Here is a 25,399-nt window from a genome sequence, read left to right on the forward strand (position 1 = left end):
CTTTCTCTCCCCTATAAATATGTAGTATTCGACAGCTTTCTTCTTTCCCCTTTCACATTCCAGAAATATTTTACAACTTTATTCCTATTTTTCTATAAAAAAAAGACCCCCATATGCCGATAAACGGAGGTCCCAAATGTAAATTTCATAACACTATTTTGTTAAATCATAATACAATATTGACACATTGTAGGTATTTGAGCCTACTTCTTTTTTCTCATCATATCGAAGTACGAAACTGGCTGATCTACCTTCATTTTAATCAGTTGCAACGGGTGACGGGCAGCATCGAGAACATTGCCTTCCTCGTCCTGTATTTCACCGACGATCTGTTTGAAAAAGTGACCTCCCGGACCGAAAAATTCGATTTCCTGTCCCGGTTTGAAGTGATTGCGCTGTTGAATGGTTGCCATTCCCGTTTCAGCATCATATCCCATGACCAATCCAGCGAAGTCAAAAGGTACGGCCTTTTCTTCCGGCTCATAGATATGATCTTCATGATCTGGTGTATCATAGAAAAATCCGGTATTCAGCGGACGGTTCGCCGCTTTGTTCATTTCTTCAACCCACTCAGGCTTCAGAACATAATTTTCAGGGTCAGCCATATAGGCGTCAATGGCTTGACGGTATACGTTAACCACAGTAGCCACATAGTGAATTGATTTCATGCGTCCTTCGATCTTGAAACTGTCCACACCCACATCAATCAACTCGGGGATATGACCAATCATGCACAGATCCTTCGATCCCATGGAGAATGAATTGTCCTGTTCCTGGAAGAGGGGAAGTTGGTTCTCACCCAGTTTGAATGGCGCAGGTGTCTGCATCTGCATGTCCTCTTCGCTGACCCACACCGCATCTTCTCTCGCATCCTCGAATAGATCATACTTCCACCGGCAAGACTGGCAACAGCCACCCCGGTTGGAGTCCCGATCCGTAAAGTGATTGGAGAGCACACAACGGCCGGAATACGATGAACACATCGCGCCGTGAATAAAGGCTTCAATTTCAATATCCACATTCGCTTTGATTTCTTCAATCTCTTCAAAGCTCGTCTCACGTCCCAGAACAACACGCGGAAGTCCTTCATCTTTCCAGAACTTCACGGCTTGCCAGTTAAGTGTGGATTGTTGAGTACTCAGATGTACCTCAAGACCCGGCACAGCACGAAGGGCTACTTCAATGATTGCCGGATCGGCTACGATGATCGCAGAGATTCCCGCATTGTAGAGGTTTTGCAGGTACGTTTCGATACCTTCAACATCCTCATTATGTGCATAGATGTTCGTTGCTACGAACACTTTGGCTCCATACTTTTTCGCAAACTCCACACCTTCACGCATCTCTTCAAAGCTAAAGTTATCCGCGTTGGAACGCAGTCCATAGGCCTGTCCACCGATATATACGGCATCTGCACCGTAATGGATCGCAAATTTCAGTTTTTCCAGATTCCCCGCCGGAGCTAGCAGCTCCGGTTTGTCCAGACGGTTACGTTTACCCGAGAACTTCCGCTGTACCGCCACTGTTTCCATTCTGTTCACCTCGTCTATTAATACACTTGTTCTTTATAGAAAAATCCAAACGACAATTCACGTTCAGGGTCCTGTAATTGCCGCACCTCAGCGAGCCAATCTTCAGAGAACGCATATGCATCGGCATCGGCTACATAACTGTCAATCGCTGCCCGATACGCACGTACAACAGCTTCATTGTAAGCAAGCGATTTTAACATGCCTTCAACTTTGAAACTGTGCACACCCGCTTCCATCAACAGATGAAGATCTTCCAGGATACATATATCCTCAGAGCTCATAATGTGCGTGCCGTTCATGTCCTCATAGATCGGGAATTTCTCATCGCGGCGTTCAGCCTCAATCAGGAACAATCCCCGTTCTTTACCCAGATGTCCCTCAACCGGCCGTCCTTGATGAGCCATATAACTTTGCACCAGACTGCGCTTGGAATGATAAATATTCGTCATACCATGCACCTGAACCTGAGCTTCCACCTTCAAAAAAGGAACCATTTCCGTCAACTCGTCCATATTCAACTCACGGGCAAGCACAACACGACTCGCTCCCTTGGTTCCCCAATAGTTGGCCGTCGCATAGTTCGTTGAAGTCATCTCTGCATTCCAGTGCAGCTTGACATGTGGCGCGTATTCCTTCATGGTAGCCAGCACAGATGGATCATTAAACTCCACACCATCCACACCGATTCTACCCAAAGCCTGAACATATTCAGGCAATTCTTTCAGTAGCTCGTTGGACATCAGATTAGTCATGGATACATACACACGCGCCTGATGTTTGGCTGCAATGGCAACCACCTCTGCTGTCTCTTCCACACTGAAGCTACCTGGGAGACGCATGCCGAATCGATCATCTCCGATAACCAAAGCATCTGCTCCAGCCTGAAGCAACACTTCTGCCTCTTTCACATTCGCTGCTGTAACGAGCAGTTCATGTTTCTTACTCATATAATCCCCTCCGCTTATTGCGCAGCCTTACTTTTGGCTATATTTTGCTGATGTTCCTTATACGTTTTGGCAAACAAATGTCCGGACGAACCATCCTTTTTCGTCACATAGAACAGATACTCCGAAGCTTCCGGATTTAGCGCTGCCTCGATGGATGGAAGACTTGGACTGGCAATTGGACCTGGTGGTAAGCCTTTGTTCAGATACGTATTGTAGGGACTTTGCACCTTCAGATCCTTGAAAAACAATCGCTCCTTCGGCTTGTCCAACAGATATTGCACGGTAGCATCAATCTCCAGCTTCATATCCTGATTGATCCGATTGTAGATTACACCTGCAACCAGAGCACGCTCCTCGTCCACCACAACTTCTTTCTCCACCAGTGACGCAATCGTCAGCAGTTCATGCAGGGAAAGGTTCTTTTCCTGGAGCTTGGCTTCCAGATCAGGAATGGAATTGATCTTGGTCTGGAATTCTTCCAGCATCCGTTGCATCACATCATGCGTGGAACTTCCCTTTTTCAGCTCATACGTCTCCGGAAACAGATATCCTTCCAGTACATACCGAAGTTCTTCATCCACTGGAATATCTTTGACGATATCCACATCGAAGGCCGAAGGATCATTGGCCAGCTTGATGAATTCATCCCGATCAACAACATGCTCATAAGAAAGCTTACCCGCCATTTGCAGCACGTTATAACCCTCCGGAATTGTAAACTTCACCATTTCTTCTGGTACAACTTCACCACTACTCAGCTTGCTAACAATCTCATCATATGTCACGCCAGGATTCATAGAATATGTACCCGCCATGAAATTAGAACCTAGTTTTTTAAACTTTAAATACCCTTTAAAGGCTAACCCGCTTCGAATGAGCCCTTCTTCTTGAAGCTGATCCGCAATTTTCGAAGTTCCCGATCCGCTCTTAATCTCGAATACGACCGGTTCTGTAGAAGCTTCCACAGGACGCATCAAACTCCATACGTATCCACTTGCGCCTCCGGCAAGAACTACAATGATAAGCAGTATGACTACTATTGCTTTCCCTTTCAAAAAAGAAACAACTCCTTTACACAACCAAAAAGAGCGGACTTCTCCGCCCTCCCGGTTTCTTCAATTTGAAGCTGATTAATCTTCGTCTATGGGGAGTGTACATTCATCATACAGTTCCGAGATGTTCTCCCACTCATCATCATCGTCAATCGTAACTAACTCCGGCATGATCTGGTCTTCACTTCCAGGCGATACCCGCAGAAGTTCAACCTCGTCATAAGGTCGCAACGAACTGCGGAGCACCGCGTATTGCTGACCGCCGACTTCGAACTCAGCCAACAAGTCATACGGTTGTGATTTACCGTTCTCTTCTTCGAGCTCAACATGAGCACCGAATGCCAGACGCAGTGAATCTGTCCATTTCAGGTCTTTGCGGCTATATTCCGTCATTTAGTTCGCTTCCTCTTCATCTTCAGCAAGAAATGTATTAAACGTCTCCTCGACGATATCCCACTCGGCATCATCTTGGATGACGAAAAGTTTAATATCGTCGCCCTCTTCTTCATAACGGAATGCATATACATCCGTTTCGCCATCTTCAGGTTCAACCGGAGCAACCATCATGTACTTGGCCTCCGAACCATCTACTTCAAACTTCATGATGACTTCGAATTCCTCTTCATTACCCTCGTCATCCGCAATGTAAATAATTTCCGCTTCTTCTTCCATACCCAGTTGATCTTCAGCCATTGTTGATCCCCCTCACCTTCTACTATTGGCATCCAAATAATTTTGCAAAATCAAGCTTGCGGCCATTTTGTCCACAACCTGCTTGCGTTTTTTCCGACTGACATCCGCTTCAATCAGCGTACGTTCTGCTGCCATGGTTGTCAGCCGTTCATCCCAAAGGTGAACAGGTAAATTCAGTTCATCCCGCAGGCGTTCGGCAAAAGCAATGCATATCTCACCGCGCGGTCCTACGGTGCCGTTCATGTTTTTGGGAAGTCCGACTACGATCTCACTAATCTCATGCTCACGCACAAGTTCGGCAATCCGAGCGAACTCGCCTTCATCACGGCGGCGTTCTAGCACTTCCAATCCCTGGGCAGTCCAACCGAAGGCGTCACTCGCGGCAACTCCGATTCTTCGGTCCCCATAGTCCAAACCTAATATTTTCATCCATGCTCTCCCATCCTGGGGCCTGCTCAGGTCGATTATTAATAATCGCCTTCTCAAGCTTCAGGCTGTCTTCTGTCGGTTCATTTCCCGCTGCCTGCATGGCTGCAACACAGCGGAAGCGGCGTACATTACCGGTGATTGGCCAGATAGGAACGTACAAGCTCTTCAATCAGCTCATCGCGCTCCTTTTTACGGACCAGACTACGTGCGTTGTTGTGACGAGGAATGTATGCCGGGTCTCCGGAAATCAGATACCCAACAATTTGGTTGATCGGATTATACTCCTTATCGACCAATGCATCATATACCGTGAGAAGAATCTCTTTGGATGATGCTTCCTGTTCGTCACCTTTCACATTAAATTTAACCGTCTTATCCATGGAGTCCATTGATGACACCTCGCTCCTGCATGAACATGGGGACCATGTCCTGCCGAATTGATTTCTGTTTATATAATAACATATTCTGACTGCCACAAGTAAACAAAGGATAAGGCAATTGTGTTTTTTGCTTGTCCTTTACTGGCTTCAGCATATTGCATCATTCGATTCCACACGCTCTCAGGTACAAAAGTTGGACGGGAAGAAGCATCCCGATCCAACCTCCGTATAAACGAACAGAACCTTTCGAACTATATTTTGGCCTTTGAAAGCCCCTCGTTCGATCTATGCATTATGCCCGCTAACCAGCGAAACCGCCAGTTTCAGCGCTTCATCGAGCTTGGTCGCATCCTTACCTCCGGCTTGCGCCATATCTGGACGTCCACCACCGCCACCGCCGCATACTGCTGCGACTTCTTTGACGATTTTGCCTGCGTGTAATCCTTGTTTTACTTGTTCAGCAGGTACAGCCACTACAAAATTCACTTTGCCATCGGCTGCGGCACCCAATACGAGAACGGCGTTAGGCAATTTGATTTTCAACTCATCGGCCACTGTGCGAAGTGCATCCATGTTCGGAGCATCTACACGTGCTGCGAGTAATTGTGTATTTCCTGCTTGTACCACTTGATCGGTCAGTTGACCTGCTTCCATGGCACTCAGCTTGCTTTGCAGGGATTCAGTCTCTCTGGCTGCTTCTTTCAGTTGAAGGTTCAGACCTTCAATCCGTTTAGGCACATCAGCCACATTTGCTTTGAGCAGCGCTGCTGATTGCTTGAGCAATTCCAACTGGCTTTCCACATACAGATATGCGCCACGGCCAGTTACAGCTTCGATCCGACGAACGCCGGAGCCGATCCCGCTCTCGCTCACCAGTTTGAAGATTCCGATCTCTGAAGTATTATTTACGTGACAGCCGCCACAAAGTTCCAAACTGTAGTCTCCAACTTGAACGACACGTACAATATCTCCATATTTTTCGCCAAACAGAGCCATCGCACCCATTTCTTTGGCTTCATCAATAGCTTTCAACTCGATGTTCACGTTCAGACGATTCCAGATCTGTTCGTTCACCTGTCGCTCAATCTCTGTCAACTCTTCCGGGGTGATGCTGCCGAAGTGAGAGAAGTCGAAACGCAGACGCTGTGGCTCTACGAGCGATCCCGCCTGGTTTACGTGCGTGCCGAGCACATCTTTGAGCGCTTTGTGCAGCAAGTGAGTTGCCGTATGGTTTTTGATAATGTCGCCGCGTTTCGCCGCGTCTACTTGAGCATTGATTACATCGCCTACACGCAGTTCACCGGACTCCACTGTCACCAGATGTACATGTTGTCCAAGCGGAGCTTTGAACAAGCCTTGTACTTTCGCTGTTACACTAGCACCGCGCAGCAAGCCCTGATCACTCACTTGACCGCCACTTTCCGCGTAGAACGGAGTCTTATCCAGAACAATCTGGCACGTCTGTCCTTCGCCTACAGTGTCAACAAGGGCGTCACCGGCAACGATGGCTACCACTTTTGCTTCCGTCAACAGGTCAGTATAACCAACAAACTCGCTTTTAACCTCAAGATCAGCAAGTGGTCCGCCTTGGACTTTCATGCTCTCGTTCTCTTGACGCCCAGCACGTCCAAGTTCACGTTGTTTCTGCATCGAAGCATCAAAACCTTCACGATCTACAGTCAGACCATGCTCTGCGGCATAATCTTCTGTCAGGTCAAACGGGAAACCGTACGTATCATACAGTTTGAAAGCTTCAGGTCCACTAATAACCGTGCGTCCTTCGGATTTGGCAGTGCCACTGATATCAGCCAGAATAGCCAGACCATCTGTGAGTGTTTCGTGGAAACGCTCTTCCTCGGTTTTGATTACTTTGGCGATGAACTCTTGTTTGTCCACTACCTCAGGGTAGTACATGCCCATCACTTCACCAACGGTTGTGGTCAGTTCATACAGGAATGGACGGTCCAGTCCAAGTACTTTACCATAACGTACTGCACGGCGAAGCAAACGACGGATGACATATCCACGTCCTTCATTACTTGGCAGAACGCCATCACCTACTGCAAAGGCAACGGTACGAATATGATCGGCAATGACTTTCAGTGCAACATCAATCTCTACGCTGTCGTTATATTTCACACCCGCAAGAGCAGCTGTTCTCTGAATCATCGGTTGGAACAGGTCTGTGTCGAAGTTGGAATCCACATTTTGCAGAATCGAAGCAAAACGCTCCAAACCAGCACCTGTATCAATATTTTTGTTAGGAAGCGGTGTGTAGCTACCATCTTTGTTATGGTTGAACTGGGAGAATACCAGGTTCCACACTTCCAGATAACGTTCGTTTTCCCCACCTGGATACATTTCAGGATCACTCATGTCGTTTCCGTAAGCTTCGCCGCGGTCATAGAAAATCTCGGTACAAGGTCCACATGGACCTTCGCCGATATCCCAGAAGTTTTCATCCAATTTGATGATACGCTCCGCAGGCAGTCCCACTTTTTCGTTCCACAGTTTGAATGCTTCTTCATCTTCCGGATATACCGTTACGGACAGACGCTCCGGGTCGAAACCGATCCACTCTTTGCTAGTCAGGAACTCCCATGCCCAGGTAACGGTCTCTTCCTTGAAGTAATCTCCAATGGAGAAGTTGCCGAGCATTTCGAAGAACGTATGGTGACGACGCGTTTTACCAACATTCTCGATATCATTGGTACGGATACACTTTTGAGAGTTCGCAAGACGCGGGTTCTCCGGCTTCTCACGTCCGTCAAAATAAGGTTTGAGCGGTGCCATACCCGCATTGATCCACAGTAGAGAAGGATCGTTGTGAGGTACGAGCGAAGCGCTCGGCTCGATTTTGTGACCTTTACTTGCAAAAAACTCTATCCATTTGGACCGGATTTCACTGGCTTTCATACTGGATGCCCCCATTAAATTATAATAGTCCGTTGCGTATTCGCTCCGGTTGGTCAACATTATTTTTGTAAAAATAAACACAAAAAACGCCCCTGAATAATCAGGGACGATGTTATCGCGGTACCACCCTGGTTATTGCTGTTCATCCCTTGCTGCACGGACAAACAAACAATCTCCTCGTTCATGCGAAATAACGGTCGCGCCCGGCAGGGTTGTCCTGCACTCCGAAATTAGCTTTCCGCCGCTTCATCTTTCAAGACTCTTCCAGCCATCAGTTCAGGCTCACCCTGATCTGAAGAAGTCTATTCTCTGAGGAAAGGAACCCTCGGCGTACTTTATTTCATCATCGATTTCATGTTCTAAACATACACACTCATTATATCGGTAGCACAAGCGGGTGTCAACGCAGCTGCCTTGAAGGTCTAACCCTACTATTTAGTCGGTCCTTCGTTTGATGTAATAGGCGAAAAAGTGCTGCACAATCACCTTCAGTACGGCGAAAACGGGCACCGCCAGAATAAGACCTACAATGCCTGCCAGTTCACCTCCGACGAGCAGTGCAAATATAATCGACAGTGGATGCAGATGCAGCGTGCGCCCCACCACTTGAGGAGAGATAACGTTGCTTTCCAGCACCTGGCACAGTGTGTTCACAATGACAACAAGCAGCACCATCTTAAACGATACTGTCGATGCCATGACCACAGCAGGGGCAGCACCAAGGAACGGCCCCAAGTAGGGCACAATGTTAAACACCGCCACAATGCTCGCAAGCAGCAGCGCATACGGCATATCAATGACGATATAACCTATGTAGGCAAAGATACCAACAATGACACAGACAATAAACTGTCCCCGTATGTAGTTTCCCAGCGCAGTATCAATCTCTTTCATCACCGAGACAATCGCTTTGCGACGTGAACGAGGAAGATACGCCACAATGGTGCGTTCAAATACCTCAAAGTCTTTTAACATGTAGAAGATCAAGAAAGGCACGATAAACACATTAAATAGCACATTAATGGTCGCCCCGATATTGTCCATTAGCACCGTAATTCCCTGAGTTAGTCGATCCTCCATCTGAAAAAACCAGCTGTTCATACCTGTTCGCACACTTGGTGGCATTAATTTGTGATCCATATTGTTCATCAAGCTCTGGGCGCGCATGGACAGCTCTGGCATATGCTCGTTAAGTTCCTCCAGCTGTTCAATTAAGACTGGAATGACATTCATCAGAATGACACCGATACAGGTCAGGAAAAAGGCATATATGAGCAGTACTGCAATCGTACGCGGCACCTTGCGTCCTCCCAGCATGCTCACAATCGGATTGAGTACATAGGATATGATTAGAGCTACGATAAAAGGTGCCAGCACTGTTTTCAGGAAAGCATATATATGAAGCAGTAAAGGCCGCAGCAGCCATATAAAATACAAAATGATCAATCCGAGCAGCAGCCAGATCGCGTAACGGAAAAACTTGTTTTTGGTTAATTGCTCCACTTGTATCTCTCCTTTTGGACTGGCTCTGAGAGTCAGTATATGTAGGAAAGGTAATATTTATTAACACAGCGCAGAAGTGGAAAGCAGCAATCTCACATTATTTCCTGAACCAAAAAACGCCTCCTTCATCAGAGAAGGAAGCGCATCTTGCAGTCCAGGGGAGCATATAATCAAACATGCCCCATCTAAACCATTATGTAACCGCATCTATATACATCTGCCAACAAGTAACGACAGCATTACATGACAGACATTGTCACGAAACCGCATATAGAGGAAGTTATCCTGCTTTTTAAGAAGAAGCGTGAAGATGAGGGAAGTCTTGTGGCAGCTCGTCCCCGAAGAACAAATCATCCAGGGAGCTCAGCGTACCGTCTTCTTCCACCTGATATACAGACATTTTCTCACCGTTCACCGTTAATTCAATAAAGCATCCCCAGCAATAAAACTGATGGGAACCAATTTTCCCGATATCTTTGGAACTACAGTTTGGACATTTCATATTCATTCACCTATCCATTAACAGAATGAATGGCATTTTCCAAGCGTTGTTCACTCAGAGACGGCACCATAATGGCACTTTCCCCGATGGACATATCGCTTGTACATGGCAGCCATTTACGGCCCTCGATCAGATCGGACACAAAACCGTCCGTAATTTCAATCCCTATTATTGTATTTCCCAACTCTTGGTCAAAATAAACATCGGAGACACGCCCAAGCAGCAAACCTTCTTCGGTGAGCACGGACATCTCCTTCAATTTAGACCGACCGAGGAGGTACGTGTATTTTATGTCGTCGGCTCCCGTCTTGCGGACAGCCTGTTGATTACGGATCATGACGGCATCTTCGCCGTAGGCAACGATATCTTGCCACTGCACGATTTTGACATGATTGGTAAACAGACCTTTGTTCTCAAGCTCAATGCCTTCGATCTCCCAATCATCATTCACAATGAAATCCTGGATTTTGCCGACCTGCTTCCCGTCCTCAACATCAAAAACGGCAAGTCCGATCATTTCCTGAAGCTTCATCGCTGGGTCCCCCTCATCTTCTTATCATTAAATAGGCGCGGCGCTATTGCTAGGTATGCCCAAAGTTGATGAGTGGCAATCAGACGCCGATCATCAAAACCGCTTCTATCCAACCGATGAAATGGAACTTCTTCCCTCCTTCTGTTCCATGTGTAAAGTTCCCCTTAGGGTCTATTACGCAGTCGCCCAAGAATGGTTCCAATTTTTTCGGCGGTTATCATGATTTCTTCCGTAGTATTACCCAATCCCCAGCTAAATCGAATCGCAGAGTGTAAAAAAGTCTCCGGCAGATCCATCGCTTTGAGCACGTGAGATACTTCAAGCGAACCGGAAGTGCAGGCAGAACCGCTTGCCACAGCGATTCCTTCCATATCCAGATTCATTAACATCGTCTCAGTGGACACTTCCGGAAAGCTGATATTCAGAATGTTTGGCAACGTATGCTCCGGGTGCCCATTCACATGAAAGTGCTCCGTCCCCACATGAATCTCAAGCTGTTCTAACAAAAGCTTCCGTAATTCCAGATCATGCTGACGATGCGCCTCCGTATGCTCTGATGCAATCTTGAGGGCCTCTGCAAATCCGGCAATACCCGCAATATTTTCCGTACCTGCGCGTCGTTGACGCTCTTGCAGCCCACCGTGTGCTCTTGCTTCTAGCACAATTCCTCGCCGTACATAGAGTGCGCCCACGCCCTGAGGTCCATTGATTTTATGGGCAGAGAAGCTGATCAGATCCACAGGAAGATCCTTACAGGAAATATTCTGGCTGCCCAGAGCCTGAACTGCATCGGTATGGAAAAGGATATTATGCTGACGGGCAAGCTCACCCACCTCGCGGATCGGCTGAATCGTGCCTACTTCATTGTTGGCATACATCATGGTGAGTAACACCGTATCCGGCCGAATGGCCTCTCGTAACTCATCCATATTTATTCGTCCATGACGATCCACAGATAGATAGGTTACTTCATAACCTTGGCGCTCCAATTCCTGACACGTATGCAAGACAGCATGGTGCTCAATGGCCGTCGTAATGACGTGTTTCCCCTTATCCTGCCTTGTTGAGACTGCACCAAAGATTGCCAAATTGTCACTCTCCGTGCCGCCTCCGGTAAATACCAATTCGTCCGGGAAACAGCCCAAAGACGCCGCAATGACATCCCTTGCTCCGCTGACGGTCCGTTTGGCTTCACGCCCAAAGGCATGGATACTTGATGCGTTGCCATATTGGCCTGTCATGACGTTCATCATCGCTTCTGCGACTCGTGGATGCATAGGTGTCGATGCGGCGTGATCCAAATAAATTCGTTTCATTTATCTTCACCCCGTTATATGTTAAATTTCTATCTCATGGCAAACTGTCAAAATTGGAAACTGAAACGGATGCTCTATTGTCACATCTTCGTGTATAATGTTATATATCCATTTCAAAAAGGAGAGAGAGACATGAGTGATCCCATTCTCGGGCAGATTCTGAATCAGCTTCAACAAATGGACAAACGATTCGACAGTATCGACGTACGTCTTGAAAAGATGGAAGACAGACTGAATACCATGGAAAGCAGATTGGACACCATAGAGGAACAAACTAAAAACATTCCGCTTCTTCAACAAGCTGTTCTGGAAACATTGACAGTTACGAAACGTCTTGACGCTTCCCAATCAGCCTCTGAACGCAAAGTAACTACCGAATTGAATACCCATCAGCACAGCATTGATATTTTGAATCGCCGTCAGTTACGCATGGAAGCTGATATAGAAACCTTAAAAAGTCGCTGATTTACAAGTGATCCAGTTAAGTTCACACTTGACCACCTTGTAAATCCCGCGGCTGAATACATAGCCCTGCTCAATTAAAATGATCTGTAGAAGTTGAAGAACAAAGTACCCATCATTGCCTTGGCATGTCTAAAGCCCCCAAGTTGGGGGCTTTATTGTGTCTTCTGTGATGCGAATTAATGGTCTTAAATGTAGAACATGTAGCTATCTTTTTTGTCCTGATCCTGGAATGTAATCAGGTCTTTCAGTGTTGTGGAATCCAACACTTCTGCAATGCCGTCACGGATACGCAACCATAGATCACGCTTCGCCGGATCATCTTCCTCCGTGAAGTCTACTGGGGAAATTGGTCCTTCCAGTACACGGATCACGTCGCCTGCAGTCACGGTTGCAGGATCACCTGCAAGGATATAACCGCCGTAAGCACCTCTAATGCTCTTCACCAGTCCTGCATTACGCAGTGGAGCGATCAATTGCTCCAGGTAATGTTCCGAGAGCTGGTTGCGCTCGGCAATGCTTTTAAGTGATGTAGGGCCTTCGCCTGTTCTAGCAGCCAGCTCCATCATGATTGTGAGGCCGTAACGGCCTTTTGTCGATATTTTCAAAGGAGTCACCTCTTTCAATTTTCAGAAACGATTGTAAACTTTATATTATATCCTGTGGTCCATGACCGCCTGTTTCACGATCTGTCCACAGCGGAGATGCATTGAGATTAGCATAAACCTTCTAATCCTCCGTATTCCGATCATAACCCTCAGCTAATGTTAACATATCTGCATGCTTTATGGAAAAGAAAGATTGACGATATTCCAAAATGTGCGTCTGTGGTGGACACTATCCAAAATTGGCCGGGTGTATCGTATCTTGAGTCCGGTTATGCTAGAATAAGAAACGAAACACATTTATATATAGAAATGGTGATAACGATGTCCAAAACAATTGAAAATACACGGGTCGTCGTTGGCATGTCCGGAGGTGTCGATTCTTCCGTTACCGCACTGCTTCTCAAAGAGCAAGGTTACGATGTCATCGGCATTTTCATGAAAAACTGGGATGACACCGACGAGTTCGGCCACTGTACCGCTGAAGAAGATTCAGAGGACGTACGCCGCGTATGTGAACAGATCGGTATTCCCTACTACACTGTCAACTTCGAGAAAGAATATTTTGATAAAGTATTTACCTATTTCCTTGATGAATATAAGTCGGGTCGCACGCCAAATCCGGATGTCATGTGTAATCGTGAGATCAAATTTGGTGAATTCCTGAACAAAGCTCTGGATCTCGGCGCAGATTATGTAGCTACAGGACACTATGCTCGTCTGATTGAAGAAGATGGCACGTTAAAGTTGCTACGTGGTGTGGATAACAATAAGGATCAGACGTATTTCCTTAATGCACTCAATCAGAACCAACTGTCCAAAGCCATGTTCCCGATTGGTCACCTGCCCAAACCGGAAGTACGCAAAATCGCAGAAGCAGCTGGCTTGTATACCGCCAAGAAAAAAGACAGTACGGGTGTATGCTTCATCGGCGAGCGCAATTTCAAAGAGTTCCTGAGTAACTATCTGCCTGCCAAAGGCGGAGATATGGTTGATATCGCGACTGGTGAAGTCAAAGGCCGTCATGACGGTCTGATGTACTACACACTTGGACAGCGCCAAGGTCTTGGCATTGGCGGTTCCGGCAATGGTGAACCCTGGTTCGTTGCAGACAAGAATCTGGAGAAGAATCAACTGCTTGTTGTTCAGGGCGATGCCCATGCAAGCCTATACTCCACGGGTCTAACCGCAACAGGTGTGAACTGGATTGCTGGTGCAGAGCACATGCCTAATGTGCCATACCGTTGTACTGCCAAGTTCCGCTATCGTCAGCCGGATCAAGGTGTTACATTGACTTGGCAGGAAGATGGAAGTGTGGATGTGCAATTTGACCAGCAGCAAAAAGCCATTACGCCAGGACAAGCCGTTGTTTTCTACGACGGAGAGGTCTGCCTGGGTGGGGGTACGATCGATCAGGTGCAAAAAGTACCTGTACCCGCGATGCAATAATAGAGCTTGTCCATTAAAATGCGGATTATACACAATACCGTGTATCCCTATTAAAAAAGCCGTCTTTCATGTATACCATGAAGGATGGCTTTTTTCCTGCTTTTCTTTGCGAAAAAATTAAAAATAGTTCGTTATGCAGTCAACCAGACTCCTGCCCAGGCGGCCAACACCCCAAATACAACCGAACTAACGACGTAGAGCGCCGCTCTGGCGTATCGTTGTCGACCCATAAGTCCTAACGTTTCATAGCCAAAGGTAGAAAATGTGGTGTACGCACCGCAAAAGCCGGTTCCCCACATCAGCCAGGTTCCATCTGATATCATCTGTGATTGGTGCCACCCATATAACAACCCAAGCAGCAGTGAACCACTGATATTGATGATCCATGTTCCCCATGGAAAAGCCGTTCCCAGCAAACCAGAGACCCATTTGCCCAGACTGAAACGTAATACTGCACCCAGCACACCTGCAAACCCAATCCACAAGATCATGAGGCATCACCCTCTTGTCCTCGTGCTCCCAACATACGTTGTCCAAGACTCATTCCCAGCGCACAGAGCAACAACCCTGCCAATAGACTTACGATCATATAAATCGCAGCATTAACCCATTCTCCACCCTCGGATAAACGAACAATATCCAGTGTAAACGTGGAGAATGTCGTAAATGCGCCAGTAAAACCTGTACCAATCGCAAGTCGGAGTTGTGGTGTTATTTTGCCTGGAACAGCTATGGTAAAGAACCAACCCAAAAAAAGGCTGCCAAGCGCATTGATTAGCAGCACTGCCCAAGGAAAACCCACATGAGCAGCTGGTATCCCTAACTGTATGGCATATCGGGTCAATGTACCGAGAAATCCACCTACTCCTATATACAAAAGCTCTTTCATGTTATGTGCATCTCCCGAGTGATCTGACTGATCTTACAAATCCCTACGCCGCTGTTGGTTCAACCTGATCTTCGATTCGTTACCTTGCTCCGTGGCCTCATAAAATACTCTCCGTGAGAGCTGCTTTGGCAAATATTCTTGCTTCACATAATGCCCAGGGTAATTGTGCGGATATTGATATCCTTCATGTCCAAGCATCACGGCACCGGAATAATGCGTATCTCGCAAATGAAGCGGAACTTCTGCCGCTTTCACCTCATCAATGGCGTTCATGGCTTTGGAAATGGCGGTATACACCGCATTGGATTTCGGACTTTCTACTGCAAACAGAATCGCTTGTGCAATGTTCAGCTTGGCTTCGGGCCAACCGTTATTCCGGTACGCATCAAGTGCTCCAATGGCCTGGGTCATGGCTTGCGGATTCGCAAGTCCAATGTCTTCACTGCTCGCTGCAATCAGGCGCCGAATAAAGGTCATTGGGTCCATGCCGAGCTTCTCCACCGCGTATAAAAACCAGAACAGCGCCGCATCACTGGAACCCCGAATACTCTTGTGAAATGCAGATAACACATCATACTGTGTGGATTCGTCTGCCTTCACAATGGGGCGTCGAATAGACTCTTCAGCTACACCAAGCGTAATATGAATGGATCCATCCTTCTCCGGTGGGGTCGTCAACGCAGCCAGTTCAAGTGCGTTAAGCGCACGTCGAATATCCCCGTTAGCCATCGTAGCAATATGCTCTAGCGCCTCATCGTCCGCCTGTAGTTCCATGAATCCCAGACCTTTGTCCGCATCGCTCAATGCTCTGCGCATTGCAATAAGGGAATGCTCCTTATTTAGCGATTCTAGCTGGAACAGAGTGGATCGACTCATCAAGGCCCCATTGACGTAATGAAAGGGATTCTCTGTTGTGGCACCGATAAAAATAATCGTACCCTTCTCTACCGCTGGCAATAGCGCGTCCTGCCGTGAACTGTTAAACCGGTGTACCTCATCGAGGAACAGAATGGTTTTGGTTCCATACAGCTGTTTGTTCGTTTGCGCCTGTTCGATGACCTCACGCACATCCTTGACGGAAGCTTCCACTGCATTCAGGCGAACGAACTGTCCTTGTGTTTGCTGAGAAATAATATGTGCCAGGGTTGTCTTGCCGCATCCCGGAGGGCCGTATAACAAGATCGACGAAATCTGATCAGCCTCAATGGCGCGCCGAAGCAATTTTCCCGGTCCAATAATATGTTCCTGTCCAATATATTCATCCAGATGCTCCGGCCGCATCCGGTCCGCGAGTAATCTAGCTTGTGGTTTTGAGTCCTGTTGAAATGAAAATAAATCCATTGCTCATCACTTCCTTAACGAATTGCCTTGGCTTGTGTACATTACACCTCTGATGGTTTTCCACTCTCTATCATATCATACTCCCGCGGTAACATAGCCATAAATGCACCAAGCGCACTACTGATAAACGCATCCTTGCGTGTAATAAAACGAGTCATCATGCGGCTTATGCCGGAGGGGAGCGAATGTTTGCAAAGGTTGCCACTTTCAATTTGCTGCCGAATCACAATCTCCGGTAACAGAGAAATCCCCATTCCCGACGTGACTCCACTAATAATCGCTTCCAGAGTTCCAAACTCCATAATTACCGGACGATTTACCCCACTTGAGAGCAACCACTCCTCTAACGTTTGCCGGTAGGAGCATCCCATACTGTAGACAAGGATCGGCTTACGCGTAAGCTCTTCTTCCGGTCCCATACCAGATGATACCACATAGAGTTCTTCATCAAATACATCGATAGAATCGATATCGGGATGATCACAGGCACAGCCAATAAACGCTCCTTCTAATTCATACCCAATGACTTGATCAATAAGCATTTGTGAATTGCCAGTAGCCAGTGACAAGGACACCTCGGGATACTGTTTATAGTATTTTGCAAAAAGCTCAGGTAAACGAACCGCTGCAGCAGTCTGTGTAGACCCTATTCGCAACGGCCCCGATGGTGTACTCGTCGCCCGAAGCGCCTTGGAAGCATCATTCAGCAAACCAATAATTTTATCCGCATAGGTCAGCAGCATCTCTCCGGCTGGAGATAACGTCATGCCTCGGTTATGGCGAATGAACAGCGTTGTACCCACTTCTGCTTCCAGATGCCGGATGCGTGCCGTTACGTTGGACTGGACATACCCCAGTTTAGACGCAGCTTTGGTCAGATTGCCTTCCTGTGCAACACACTGAAATATTCTAAGATCCCCGCTCTCCATGGTCCCTCCACTCTGACATCATTCAAAATGATATCCGCTTCATTACCAATCATTATACTTCATGTGTAAACCGGACTACAATTCATGTAGATCCCAAACCAGTCAGCTGACTGGATGATGATAAGGAGTGTTCAACATGACATACTGGAAAAATAGAGTTGCTCTGATCACAGGTGGTGCAACAGGCATAGGCCGTGCTGTAAGTCTGATGCTAGCCGAGCGTGGAGCGTCGGTTGCCATCAACTACTCCCGCTCACGAGATGCAGCAAACGATACAGTCGAACACATTTTGGATTCAGGAGGCCATGCATTCGCCGTTCAAGCCAATGTAGCCAATGATCTTGATGTCCGGCGGATGGTCACTACAATAACTCAAACCTACGGCCCGATCACTGCACTTGTAAATAACGCCGGAATCACGCGTCATATCTCCATGCACGATCTGGAGTCTGTTACAGATGACGTCTGGAATGAGCTGCTTGATGTGAATGTGAAAGGCATGTTTCATTGCGCTCGTGCAGTGACGGAAGACATGCAGCAGGCAGGTGGTGGTTCTATCGTAAATCTGGGCAGTATCGCAGGTAGTACGGGTTCAGGCTCCTCCCTCCCTTACTCCGTCTCCAAAGCGGCAGTTCACGGCCTGACCTTATCACTTGCGCACGCACTCTCACCACACATTCGGGTGAATGCTATTGTCCCTGGCGCAGTTGCTACAAGGTGGTGGGCTGGAAACGAGGAGCGAATGCATCGTCTTGGTGGAGAAGTGTTATTACCGCATATTGCCTCACCTGAAGATATCGCACACATGATCTGTGCTGCGCTGGAACAGCAATCCATGACCGGGCAGCTAATTACTGTAGATAGCGGACAGACGTTATGAGCTCCAGTCATGATAAAGATACCCGGTTCATCAAACCATTGAAATATACACTATTGATCATTTTGACAACGCTAATCATGGGTACTTCTTTTCCAGTTGGCAAGATCGGCATGTTATATGCCCCACCTTTCCTGCTCATGGGCATACGTTATATACTGGCAGGTGGCTTGATGGCCTTGTTCCTTCGTAAACGTCCTTTGCCTACTGGATGGCAGTCATGGTTAAAAATAATCCTCATTGGCCTGTTCCAATCTGCAGGAGTGATGGGCTGTGCCTACTACAGCATGAACTGGATTACATCTGGCGAATCGGCCATTATTACATTTACCAATCCGTTGCTGGTCATTATCCTCAGTGCTCTTTTATATAGAGTGACCTACCGTTTCAGCCAGTGGATCGGTGTTATGCTCGGCTTCGTAGGGATTATGTTAACTTTTGGATGGCAGATGAGCTTTAGTCCTGGAACCTGGACTGGATTTGGCGGTGCGATCTCCTTTGCCGTGTCTACATTGCTCATCAAACGCTGGGGCGATGGCTACGATACTTTTGTCTTAACAGCCTATCAGATGCTCGCTGGAGGTGCTGTGCTTCTTCTACTGAGCCTATGGACTGAACAGCCTCACTTTATGGTGAATACGACCTCGGTTATAGTGTTGCTCTGGTTAACGCTTGTTTGCTCCATCATCCAGTTCTCACTCTGGTTTTATTTGCTGCAACATAGTGATCCGGCCCAAACCAGCTCCTATCTGTTCCTGGCACCGTTCTTTGGTGTATTGTCGAGTTGGATTTTGCTGGGAGAGCACGTCCAGTGGTTTGCATTGGCAGGCGGTTTATTCATTGGTGTCGGCATATTCCTGGTGAACCGTCGTTCGTCCAGAATGGGCAGTAGCGTAACATAACTTGAACTCCCGGCCGTTCTTTCACGGAGAATTAAGCAATTCTCGCACAAAAATAACAAAAGGCATGCGCTTATGGGACTTTCCCATGAACGCCATGCCTTTTGTTGTATAAGCAAACTTTATTTACCCAAGCTCAGGCCAACCTTGAATGGTTACAGGCTCGCCGTCGGGATTATGTGTTGCAGCCGCATATTCTGGCAAATCACCCTCGTGGAACAACCACAATTCGTGCAAGGCCCTTGTACAACCAACGTACAACAGCTTCGCATCACCTGCATTCGGCAAATAATGCTTCTGGTCTACGTCTGCCACAATAACAGCATCAAACTCCAACCCTTTGGACAGATAGACAGGTAAAACAGAGTGTCCACCCGTGTACTGCTTTTTGCCACCATCGATCAGGTTCAGATCCCAGCCTGCGGCCTGAAGGTCACGGTGAAGTTCCTCTGCTTCATGCAGGGTACGGGTCAGGATAGAGACAGTTCGGTAGTCTTTAACGGTTAACACCTTCAAAGCCTGCTCCAGACTTGCCGTCCGACCTTCGCCTCCATAAGCCAACGTCCGAACCGGATCACCACTACGAAAAACAGGAATCGCCGTAATTCCGCTCTTGACGCCACGTTCCAGAATCGTGTTCGCATAATCAATAATTTCCATCGTCGAACGATAACTTCGGGTCAATGCAAAGTATGCATTCTGTTCCTCAGGAAATAGAGAACTCATCTCTTCCCACGCATGAACACCACGGTACTCATGAATCCCTTGGGACAAGTCACCCAGTATAGTGAAGGAATGCCCTTTGACGAAACGATCCAATAACGCCACATGGAAAGGTGAAAAGTCCTGCGCTTCATCGATCACAATATGGTCGAATCGCTCCGAACCCTCAATATCATGGACCAGTGTATGAATGTATACCAATGCAGGCAGATCCTCTTCACGGACGATATCCTGCTTCAGATCTGCTGCGGTTTGTTTCATGACCAGTTTTGGAATAAGCCCGCTGAGCGAGGCTGGCACAGAGCCACCCTTTGCAGCTTTGAACAGCTGTTTGTATAGCGTAAGCGGCTCATATTGAGGCCATTTTTTGGCATAGGCCTTCTCACGAGTTGCTGCTTTCTTCTTGCGTTCTTTGCGCACAGCTTCTGGCATCGGTTTCTTAAGTTCCATCTCGATCCAGCGATGAACTCTCGCCATGACCCGTTCTTTGCGTTTGGCCAGCGGATAATGCTTGTATTCCTCACCGAACCAGTTCTCGATCTCCGTCTTGCTGAGCACCTTACCATCCCATGGACTGAAGTCCATATCCGGCACAGAATCCTCTTCCATGCCCGACAGCCACTCTCGGATAAGCTCCATGAAACGGATCGATCCTTTGTAACGTCCAGGCACATCATCATTCAATTCAGGCCGTGCATCAGGTGTTTCAAACCAGGTGTTCAATGTATCCGACGTATCCGCCAAAGGCATCTCCAGCCCCAGCAGGTTCATCGCCCAATCCGGGAATGTCCGCTGCTGAATGTCCCCTACTCCGAGTTCCGGTAGCACATCCGAGATGTAATCCAGGAACATGTGGTTGGGTGCAAAAATAACCATTTTCTCCGCAGATACCTGCTCCTTGTACTGATACAGCAAAAAGGCCAGCCGATGCAGGGCAACCGTTGTTTTCCCGGATCCGGCTACACCCTGAATGATCAATGCGGTGTTTCTTGCCGCACGAATGATCAGATCCTGCTCCGCCTGAATCGTAGATACGATGTCACGGAGTTTGTTATCCTTGTTCTCTCCCAGACGATAAACGAGGAATTCATCTGATACCGCTGGCTGGTCGCTGTCACGGTTATATGTATCCGCCACACGTTCCAATATCCGCTGCCGAATGACAACGTTTCGTTTCAGGTATACCAGACCTTCAATAAGCCCTTCCGGGGCTTCATACGTAGCGGAGGCTTCGCCTCCCGTAAATGAGTAAAACAGGCTTGCGACAGGAGCACGCCAATCGATGACGAGCGGATGCTCTCCCACCTCTTCGCGGTCTACGCCGATTTTGCCAATATACAGCGGTTTCCGTGCACCACTGCCCTGTTCTTCGAAATCCAAGCGTCCGAAATAGGGTTGCTGCGCGCTCTTGGACAAGGCGGTGCGGCGCTCTTCGCGTCCAGCTTCCAGCACTTGTTCTGTGAAGTCGTGGCCGGTATACACCGGAATATTTTGCAGTCTTTCCAACTGACTGTCCACTTCCTCCATCGTTCGCTCTAACCTGTACTCTTCTTCTTGATAGGCACTTTGAAAGCTGTCTGACATGTTTCAGTTACCTCCTAAGAATATGTTTTGCTCTGCATCGCCTATATCTGGCAATACAAAAGGATACTTACTATATCACATAGGGCAATTGAAAGCCACATCCGTTTTGTAGGCTTACTTTTGTAAGTATGAAGATTATCTGAATTGATAATTAATGATGGCACTGACAAGCGCACAACAACCGAACAAAATAAACCACCATGCCCACTTGTTTCTGGTCTGCCTGCGCCTGCTATTCCATGCGCCGTAAATCCCGATTAGCAGTACGATGGTGGAAAAGCTTATTCCTACGATCCAACCAGCCATTATACCTGCCCCCTTTGTTTTCAGTACACGATCAGTGTCTCATTTCCTGGATTTCAGATGAAAAGCTCCTCCTCGAATATCCACTTGGAATTCACTGTTTCCACTTTTGTGTATTAGATCGTTGCTGTTCCCATGAAGGGGAGTCAAATCAAATTCACTTTTTAACGCTCCTGATCTTCTTTTAAGTAAAATTCGGAAACCTTCGTTATCTGGAATGGAGACTACTGCCTTTGTCCCTGTGGATACGGAGTGCATACTCTGTGGCATCTTGAGACAGTCCATATTTAATTCTCTGCCTGTTGTGGTCATTTGCAAGTGACTAAACTCCCCCGAAATGTCGAGCTTGGCTGAACTGGATTGAAGATTAAGCTTCTCTGCACTAAGGTGTTGTCCTTTCACTACGGATGCCACTGCGAACAGTTCAAGCTCCTCCATCCTTCCTGATAGATCTACATGACCTGAGGTGATCCTGCATTGACAACGAGTGGCCAGAAGCTGATTCAACCGGAGTTGTCCTCCTATGGAGTTTAGTAAAATACGATCAAAAACCCGAGCTGGTAGATGAATTTCCAATGTTGTTCTACCAATATTTATTCCAACAAGGCCTCTTCTTTTTCTCCCGTCCACAATGCTTAAGGTATCCCCTCGTATGTTAACTTGCATCAGCCTTCGCTTGGAAAACCACGCATCCGCATATTGTATGACGTGGATAAGTTCATCCACACTCGGAAGAACTCTGATATCTCCTGATAACCAATTTAGCTGTATATCATGAATGGATTGATCAATGTTTATGCTCTTGCATATGGCAAGCTCACTACTTTTCAACATCTTTTCCCTCTCCATTTCAAAACCATCAGGTGTATGTTTATTCCGCCTCCGCATAGCCTCCCGTGCTGGCATGCCGATTCGTAATTCGCTGAATGAGCTGTTCGCTAACGATATCTGCTCCTAAGAGCTTCATCATGTGTTGCAAGAACTTAAGCCTCTCCAATGTCTGCTCCTGATCTCTGCCAAAAAGAAGAGGGTTAATCCAAATGTTGACGAGCAACATGAATATTTCGGCACACTCCAAAGGAAATTCGACTGAAATGGATCCATCTTCCTTACCCTGTTCCATGATACCGGCAATAATTCGTGCGTCTTTTAGAACACCCTTCCTGATTCCACCAAGTACAAACTGCGGATTCTTGATCTGAGTGCTAAGAACCTGATCTATCAAGTTAGACTGGATTCCAGGATCAACGATAATATTTTCCAAAATACTGATGAGCTTCTGTCTGGCATTCGGAGCATGCGTGTTCTGGATGAGTTCCATAAACATGTCTTCTGCCCGCCCAAGCTCCTTCTCCATCACTGCACTAAGGATATCCTCCTTGGATTTGAAATGATGATATATTGCACCTTTGGACATACCTAATTCATCTATAATGTCTTGAATACTGGTCTTTTCATATCCCTTTTCGGTAAACATTTGAGTTGAGACTGCCAGAATCAGATCCAGTGTCTGCTCAGGGTATTTATTTCTAGCCATAAAATCCTCCTTATACATACCAACGGTCGGTATCTATAATACAGAGTATGTTGGTCTTATTGTAAATATTATGAATTAACAGAACGAGAAAAAGGATCTCCGTTGAAATACCTCATAGGTATTATGGAGACCCTGCATTAATGAGAATTACTCTTCGTTTTGTACTGTAGCTGCATTTCCTTCCTGTGCTACAAACTGCTTCTGCGCTAATTCACGGTATACCGGATGATTGCTAATTAATTCTGTATGCGTTCCTGTTCCGGTAACATGTCCATGCTCCAGTACAACAATTTGATCGGAATCCACAACTGTGGACAGTCGGTGCGCGATCACGATCGTAGTTCTGCCTTCCATCAGGTTGGACAAAGCCTGTTGTACTTCATACTCCGAGGTGCTATCCAAACTGGATGTCGCTTCATCCAACATGAGAATATCCGGACTGCGCAGTAAGGCACGAGCAATAGCAATCCGCTGACGTTGGCCCCCGGATAACTTGATTCCTCTCTCGCCCACTTCCGTGTCATAACCCTGTGGCAGCTTGTTGATAAAATCGGCAGAATAGGCCATCTCAGCAGCTCGCCTGATCTCATCCATCGTGACCTCACGGTCCAAACCGTACGTGATGTTGTCTTTGATCGTGCCCGCCATAAGCGGACTTTCCTGAGATACATACCCGATCTTGCTGCGCCAGGAGGCCAACGAATAATCCGTTATGGCTTGTCCCCCATATGAAATATGGCCTGAATCGGGCATATAGAACTGCTCCATCAAAGAGAACAGCGTTGATTTGCCGCTACCGCTTGGACCGACAATGGCCGTCACTTTTTGTGTAGGTACTGTCAGATTGATACCGTGCAGCACTTCTTCACCTGTAACATAGGAAAAGTGTACATCATGGAATGCAATCGTCTCATTTCCTTTTGGAGCTACCTTGGTGCTGTCATGTGGCTCTTCCTCATCGGCAAGGATCGCTTGTATGCGCTCTGTTGCACCTACGACTTTTTGCAAACGAGAGTACAGCGTTGTGAATTGACCCATTGGCATAATGACCTGGAACAAAAGCAAAATGAACGCAACGAGTTCACCAGGCGACAACAGTCCAGACGCTACGCGCATTCCCCCCACACCCAGAATAACGACCAACACGGCAGTCATGACAAATGTAAACAAGGGACCGATCAGAGCAAGGATGCGTGCTTCCTGCAAGCCAAAAGCGAACATTTTACGAATTCGGGAATCCCCTGCTTCCACTTCCTGTTTCTCCGTGCCGTAGGCTTTGACCAAGCGGATTTCGCCAATAACCTGGCTAAGTACGGACGTAAGACCTGCCATTTCATCCTGCTGTTTCTTGGAGATCTTGTACATCTTCTTACCCACCGGCAACAGAATCAACAACGTGAGTGGCACCAGACTCAGAATAATGAGCGACATCACCCAATCCAAGTAAAATAGTAACGCCACTCCGCCTACAACGGCAACGATGTTTGACACAAAGGAAACCAGATAATCTGCGATCAATGTCATGATCTGGCTTGTATCATTGGTAATCCGACTCATCGTATCGCCTGTGCGATTGCGATCAAAATACGGCATTCGCAGCGACAAGACCTTGTTCCACAGCTTGGTGCGAAGCGTTGCGACCACGCGTTGTCCTGCGTAATTTAACATATAGATGCTAATGCCCGAGGCAATCGCCTGAATCACAAATGCCCCAAGCAATAACAAAATAACAGATTTGTTCAATGCCGAAGTGGTTAGTCCATCAATCAGACCTTTGGTCATCAATGGCACGATCAGTCCAGCTGTTGTTTGAATCAGGGTTAAGATGAGGGCCAGAATCAGGATCAGTTTTGGCGGGTTCGTGGAAGCGATCAGCTTGACGAAATCCTTAAATCCCTTTTTTCCTACCTTCGGGTCATTCTGCCCTGCTTGTTGCTGCTCTTCCATTCCCGTTCCTCCCGTTCTCCGTCTGCTCACCAGAGATCATACGTATGAACTT

The 25,399-nt window shown here is 47.2% G+C and carries 27 protein-coding genes; 4 read left to right on the forward strand and 23 right to left on the reverse strand.

All coding sequences use genetic code 11. The features are described 5' to 3' along the window. Positions 1–203: 203 nt before the first annotated feature. The 13 genes from NYE45_RS22960 to NYE45_RS23020 form a co-directional block, all read right to left on the reverse strand. The gene (locus NYE45_RS22960) at positions 204–1,532 is read right to left on the reverse strand and encodes a U32 family peptidase (RefSeq protein ID WP_340014155.1); all 1,329 of its coding nucleotides are present in this window, start codon (positions 1,530–1,532) and stop codon (positions 204–206) included. Positions 1,533–1,549: 17 nt separating this feature from the next. Then, positions 1,550–2,479, reverse strand: coding sequence for a peptidase U32 family protein (locus NYE45_RS22965; protein ID WP_340014156.1), 930 nt, complete (start codon positions 2,477–2,479; stop codon positions 1,550–1,552). A gap of 14 nt (positions 2,480–2,493) precedes the next feature. After that, complete coding sequence (mltG, locus tag NYE45_RS22970) at positions 2,494–3,534, reverse strand: endolytic transglycosylase MltG (RefSeq protein WP_340014157.1); 1,041 nt, start codon at positions 3,532–3,534, stop codon at positions 2,494–2,496. 75 nt (positions 3,535–3,609) lie between these two features. Continuing rightward, positions 3,610–3,924, reverse strand: coding sequence for a DUF1292 domain-containing protein (locus NYE45_RS22975; RefSeq protein WP_062835870.1), 315 nt, complete (start codon positions 3,922–3,924; stop codon positions 3,610–3,612). Continuing rightward, a complete protein-coding gene (locus NYE45_RS22980) occupies positions 3,925–4,224 on the reverse strand; it encodes a DUF1292 domain-containing protein (protein WP_017686820.1) in 300 nt (99 codons plus the stop codon). 12 nt (positions 4,225–4,236) lie between these two features. Next, on the reverse strand, positions 4,237–4,653 hold the full coding sequence (ruvX, locus tag NYE45_RS22985) for a Holliday junction resolvase RuvX (RefSeq protein WP_062835871.1): 417 nt from the start codon (positions 4,651–4,653) through the stop codon (positions 4,237–4,239). After that, positions 4,598–4,813 carry a hypothetical protein gene (locus tag NYE45_RS22990; protein ID WP_340014158.1) on the reverse strand — a complete coding sequence of 72 codons (216 nt, stop codon included), beginning with the start codon at positions 4,811–4,813 and terminating at the stop codon, positions 4,598–4,600. Before NYE45_RS22990 ends, ruvX begins: the two co-directional genes overlap by 56 nt. Beyond that, complete coding sequence (locus NYE45_RS22995) at positions 4,782–5,042, reverse strand: IreB family regulatory phosphoprotein (protein ID WP_036616950.1); 261 nt, start codon at positions 5,040–5,042, stop codon at positions 4,782–4,784. The genes NYE45_RS22990 and NYE45_RS22995 overlap by 32 nt, the downstream gene beginning before the upstream one ends. Before the next feature lie 276 nt (positions 5,043–5,318). After that, the gene (alaS, locus tag NYE45_RS23000; protein ID WP_340014159.1) at positions 5,319–7,949 is read right to left on the reverse strand and encodes an alanine--tRNA ligase; all 2,631 of its coding nucleotides are present in this window, start codon (positions 7,947–7,949) and stop codon (positions 5,319–5,321) included. 435 nt (positions 7,950–8,384) lie between these two features. Then, entirely contained in the window at positions 8,385–9,452 is a 1,068-nt protein-coding gene (locus NYE45_RS23005; RefSeq protein WP_062835873.1) for an AI-2E family transporter, read from the reverse strand. Positions 9,453–9,744: 292 nt separating this feature from the next. Next, entirely contained in the window at positions 9,745–9,954 is a 210-nt protein-coding gene (locus tag NYE45_RS23010) for a hypothetical protein (protein ID WP_017686815.1), read from the reverse strand. A 10-nt stretch (positions 9,955–9,964) separates the two neighbouring features. Beyond that, positions 9,965–10,486, reverse strand: a complete 522-nt coding sequence (locus tag NYE45_RS23015; RefSeq protein WP_017686814.1) for a PRC-barrel domain-containing protein — start codon at positions 10,484–10,486, stop codon at positions 9,965–9,967. 164 nt (positions 10,487–10,650) lie between these two features. Further along, complete coding sequence (locus tag NYE45_RS23020) at positions 10,651–11,802, reverse strand: cysteine desulfurase family protein (RefSeq protein WP_340014161.1); 1,152 nt, start codon at positions 11,800–11,802, stop codon at positions 10,651–10,653. A 132-nt stretch (positions 11,803–11,934) separates the two neighbouring features. Here NYE45_RS23020 and NYE45_RS23025 point away from each other — a divergent pair, with 132 nt between their 5' ends. Next, positions 11,935–12,267, forward strand: a complete 333-nt coding sequence (locus NYE45_RS23025) for a hypothetical protein (protein WP_340014162.1) — start codon at positions 11,935–11,937, stop codon at positions 12,265–12,267. 185 nt (positions 12,268–12,452) lie between these two features. Here NYE45_RS23025 and NYE45_RS23030 read toward each other — a convergent pair whose 3' ends face one another. Further along, the gene (locus NYE45_RS23030; RefSeq protein WP_076212458.1) at positions 12,453–12,872 is read right to left on the reverse strand and encodes an Rrf2 family transcriptional regulator; all 420 of its coding nucleotides are present in this window, start codon (positions 12,870–12,872) and stop codon (positions 12,453–12,455) included. A 321-nt stretch (positions 12,873–13,193) separates the two neighbouring features. Here NYE45_RS23030 and mnmA point away from each other — a divergent pair, with 321 nt between their 5' ends. Next, positions 13,194–14,318 (forward strand): tRNA 2-thiouridine(34) synthase MnmA, encoded by a 1,125-nt coding sequence (mnmA, locus tag NYE45_RS23035; RefSeq protein ID WP_036616942.1) that lies wholly within the window; start codon positions 13,194–13,196, stop codon positions 14,316–14,318. Between the two features lie 131 nt (positions 14,319–14,449). On the opposite strand, the gene crcB (NYE45_RS23040) is transcribed toward mnmA, so the two are convergent. The 4 genes from crcB (NYE45_RS23040) to NYE45_RS23055 are packed head-to-tail and all read right to left on the reverse strand — an operon-like array spanning position 14,450 to position 17,477. Beyond that, positions 14,450–14,809 carry a fluoride efflux transporter CrcB gene (gene crcB, locus NYE45_RS23040; RefSeq protein WP_340014164.1) on the reverse strand — a complete coding sequence of 120 codons (360 nt, stop codon included), beginning with the start codon at positions 14,807–14,809 and terminating at the stop codon, positions 14,450–14,452. Further along, the gene (gene crcB / locus NYE45_RS23045; RefSeq protein WP_340014166.1) at positions 14,806–15,207 is read right to left on the reverse strand and encodes a fluoride efflux transporter CrcB; all 402 of its coding nucleotides are present in this window, start codon (positions 15,205–15,207) and stop codon (positions 14,806–14,808) included. Before crcB (NYE45_RS23045) ends, crcB (NYE45_RS23040) begins: the two co-directional genes overlap by 4 nt. Positions 15,208–15,240: 33 nt before the next feature. Beyond that, positions 15,241–16,548 (reverse strand): replication-associated recombination protein A, encoded by a 1,308-nt coding sequence (locus NYE45_RS23050; RefSeq protein ID WP_340014167.1) that lies wholly within the window; start codon positions 16,546–16,548, stop codon positions 15,241–15,243. Positions 16,549–16,589: 41 nt separating this feature from the next. After that, the gene (locus NYE45_RS23055; RefSeq protein WP_340014168.1) at positions 16,590–17,477 is read right to left on the reverse strand and encodes a LysR family transcriptional regulator; all 888 of its coding nucleotides are present in this window, start codon (positions 17,475–17,477) and stop codon (positions 16,590–16,592) included. Positions 17,478–17,613: 136 nt separating this feature from the next. Here NYE45_RS23055 and NYE45_RS23060 point away from each other — a divergent pair, with 136 nt between their 5' ends. After that, positions 17,614–18,357: an SDR family NAD(P)-dependent oxidoreductase gene (locus NYE45_RS23060; protein ID WP_340014169.1), complete on the forward strand. Its 744-nt coding sequence runs from the start codon at positions 17,614–17,616 to the stop codon at positions 18,355–18,357. After that, positions 18,354–19,256 carry an EamA family transporter gene (locus NYE45_RS23065; RefSeq protein ID WP_340014170.1) on the forward strand — a complete coding sequence of 301 codons (903 nt, stop codon included), beginning with the start codon at positions 18,354–18,356 and terminating at the stop codon, positions 19,254–19,256. Before NYE45_RS23060 ends, NYE45_RS23065 begins: the two co-directional genes overlap by 4 nt. Positions 19,257–19,379: 123 nt before the next feature. Here the strand turns inward: NYE45_RS23065 and NYE45_RS23070 are convergent, their stop codons facing one another. The 5 genes from NYE45_RS23070 to NYE45_RS23090 form a co-directional block, all read right to left on the reverse strand. Further along, the gene (locus NYE45_RS23070; RefSeq protein WP_340014171.1) at positions 19,380–21,560 is read right to left on the reverse strand and encodes a UvrD-helicase domain-containing protein; all 2,181 of its coding nucleotides are present in this window, start codon (positions 21,558–21,560) and stop codon (positions 19,380–19,382) included. 135 nt (positions 21,561–21,695) lie between these two features. Further along, the gene (locus tag NYE45_RS23075) at positions 21,696–21,866 is read right to left on the reverse strand and encodes a hypothetical protein (protein ID WP_186333724.1); all 171 of its coding nucleotides are present in this window, start codon (positions 21,864–21,866) and stop codon (positions 21,696–21,698) included. Between the two features lie 39 nt (positions 21,867–21,905). Next, positions 21,906–22,769, reverse strand: a complete 864-nt coding sequence (locus NYE45_RS23080) for a DUF4097 family beta strand repeat-containing protein (RefSeq protein WP_340014172.1) — start codon at positions 22,767–22,769, stop codon at positions 21,906–21,908. After that, positions 22,735–23,400, reverse strand: coding sequence for a TetR/AcrR family transcriptional regulator (locus NYE45_RS23085; RefSeq protein ID WP_340014173.1), 666 nt, complete (start codon positions 23,398–23,400; stop codon positions 22,735–22,737). The genes NYE45_RS23080 and NYE45_RS23085 overlap by 35 nt, the downstream gene beginning before the upstream one ends. Positions 23,401–23,547: 147 nt before the next feature. Beyond that, positions 23,548–25,347, reverse strand: a complete 1,800-nt coding sequence (locus NYE45_RS23090; protein WP_340014174.1) for an ABC transporter ATP-binding protein — start codon at positions 25,345–25,347, stop codon at positions 23,548–23,550. Positions 25,348–25,399 lie beyond the last annotated feature (52 nt).

Source organism: Paenibacillus sp. FSL K6-1318 (genome assembly GCF_037976905.1).
In the GTDB taxonomy this organism is placed as follows: domain Bacteria; phylum Bacillota; class Bacilli; order Paenibacillales; family Paenibacillaceae; genus Paenibacillus; species Paenibacillus amylolyticus_A.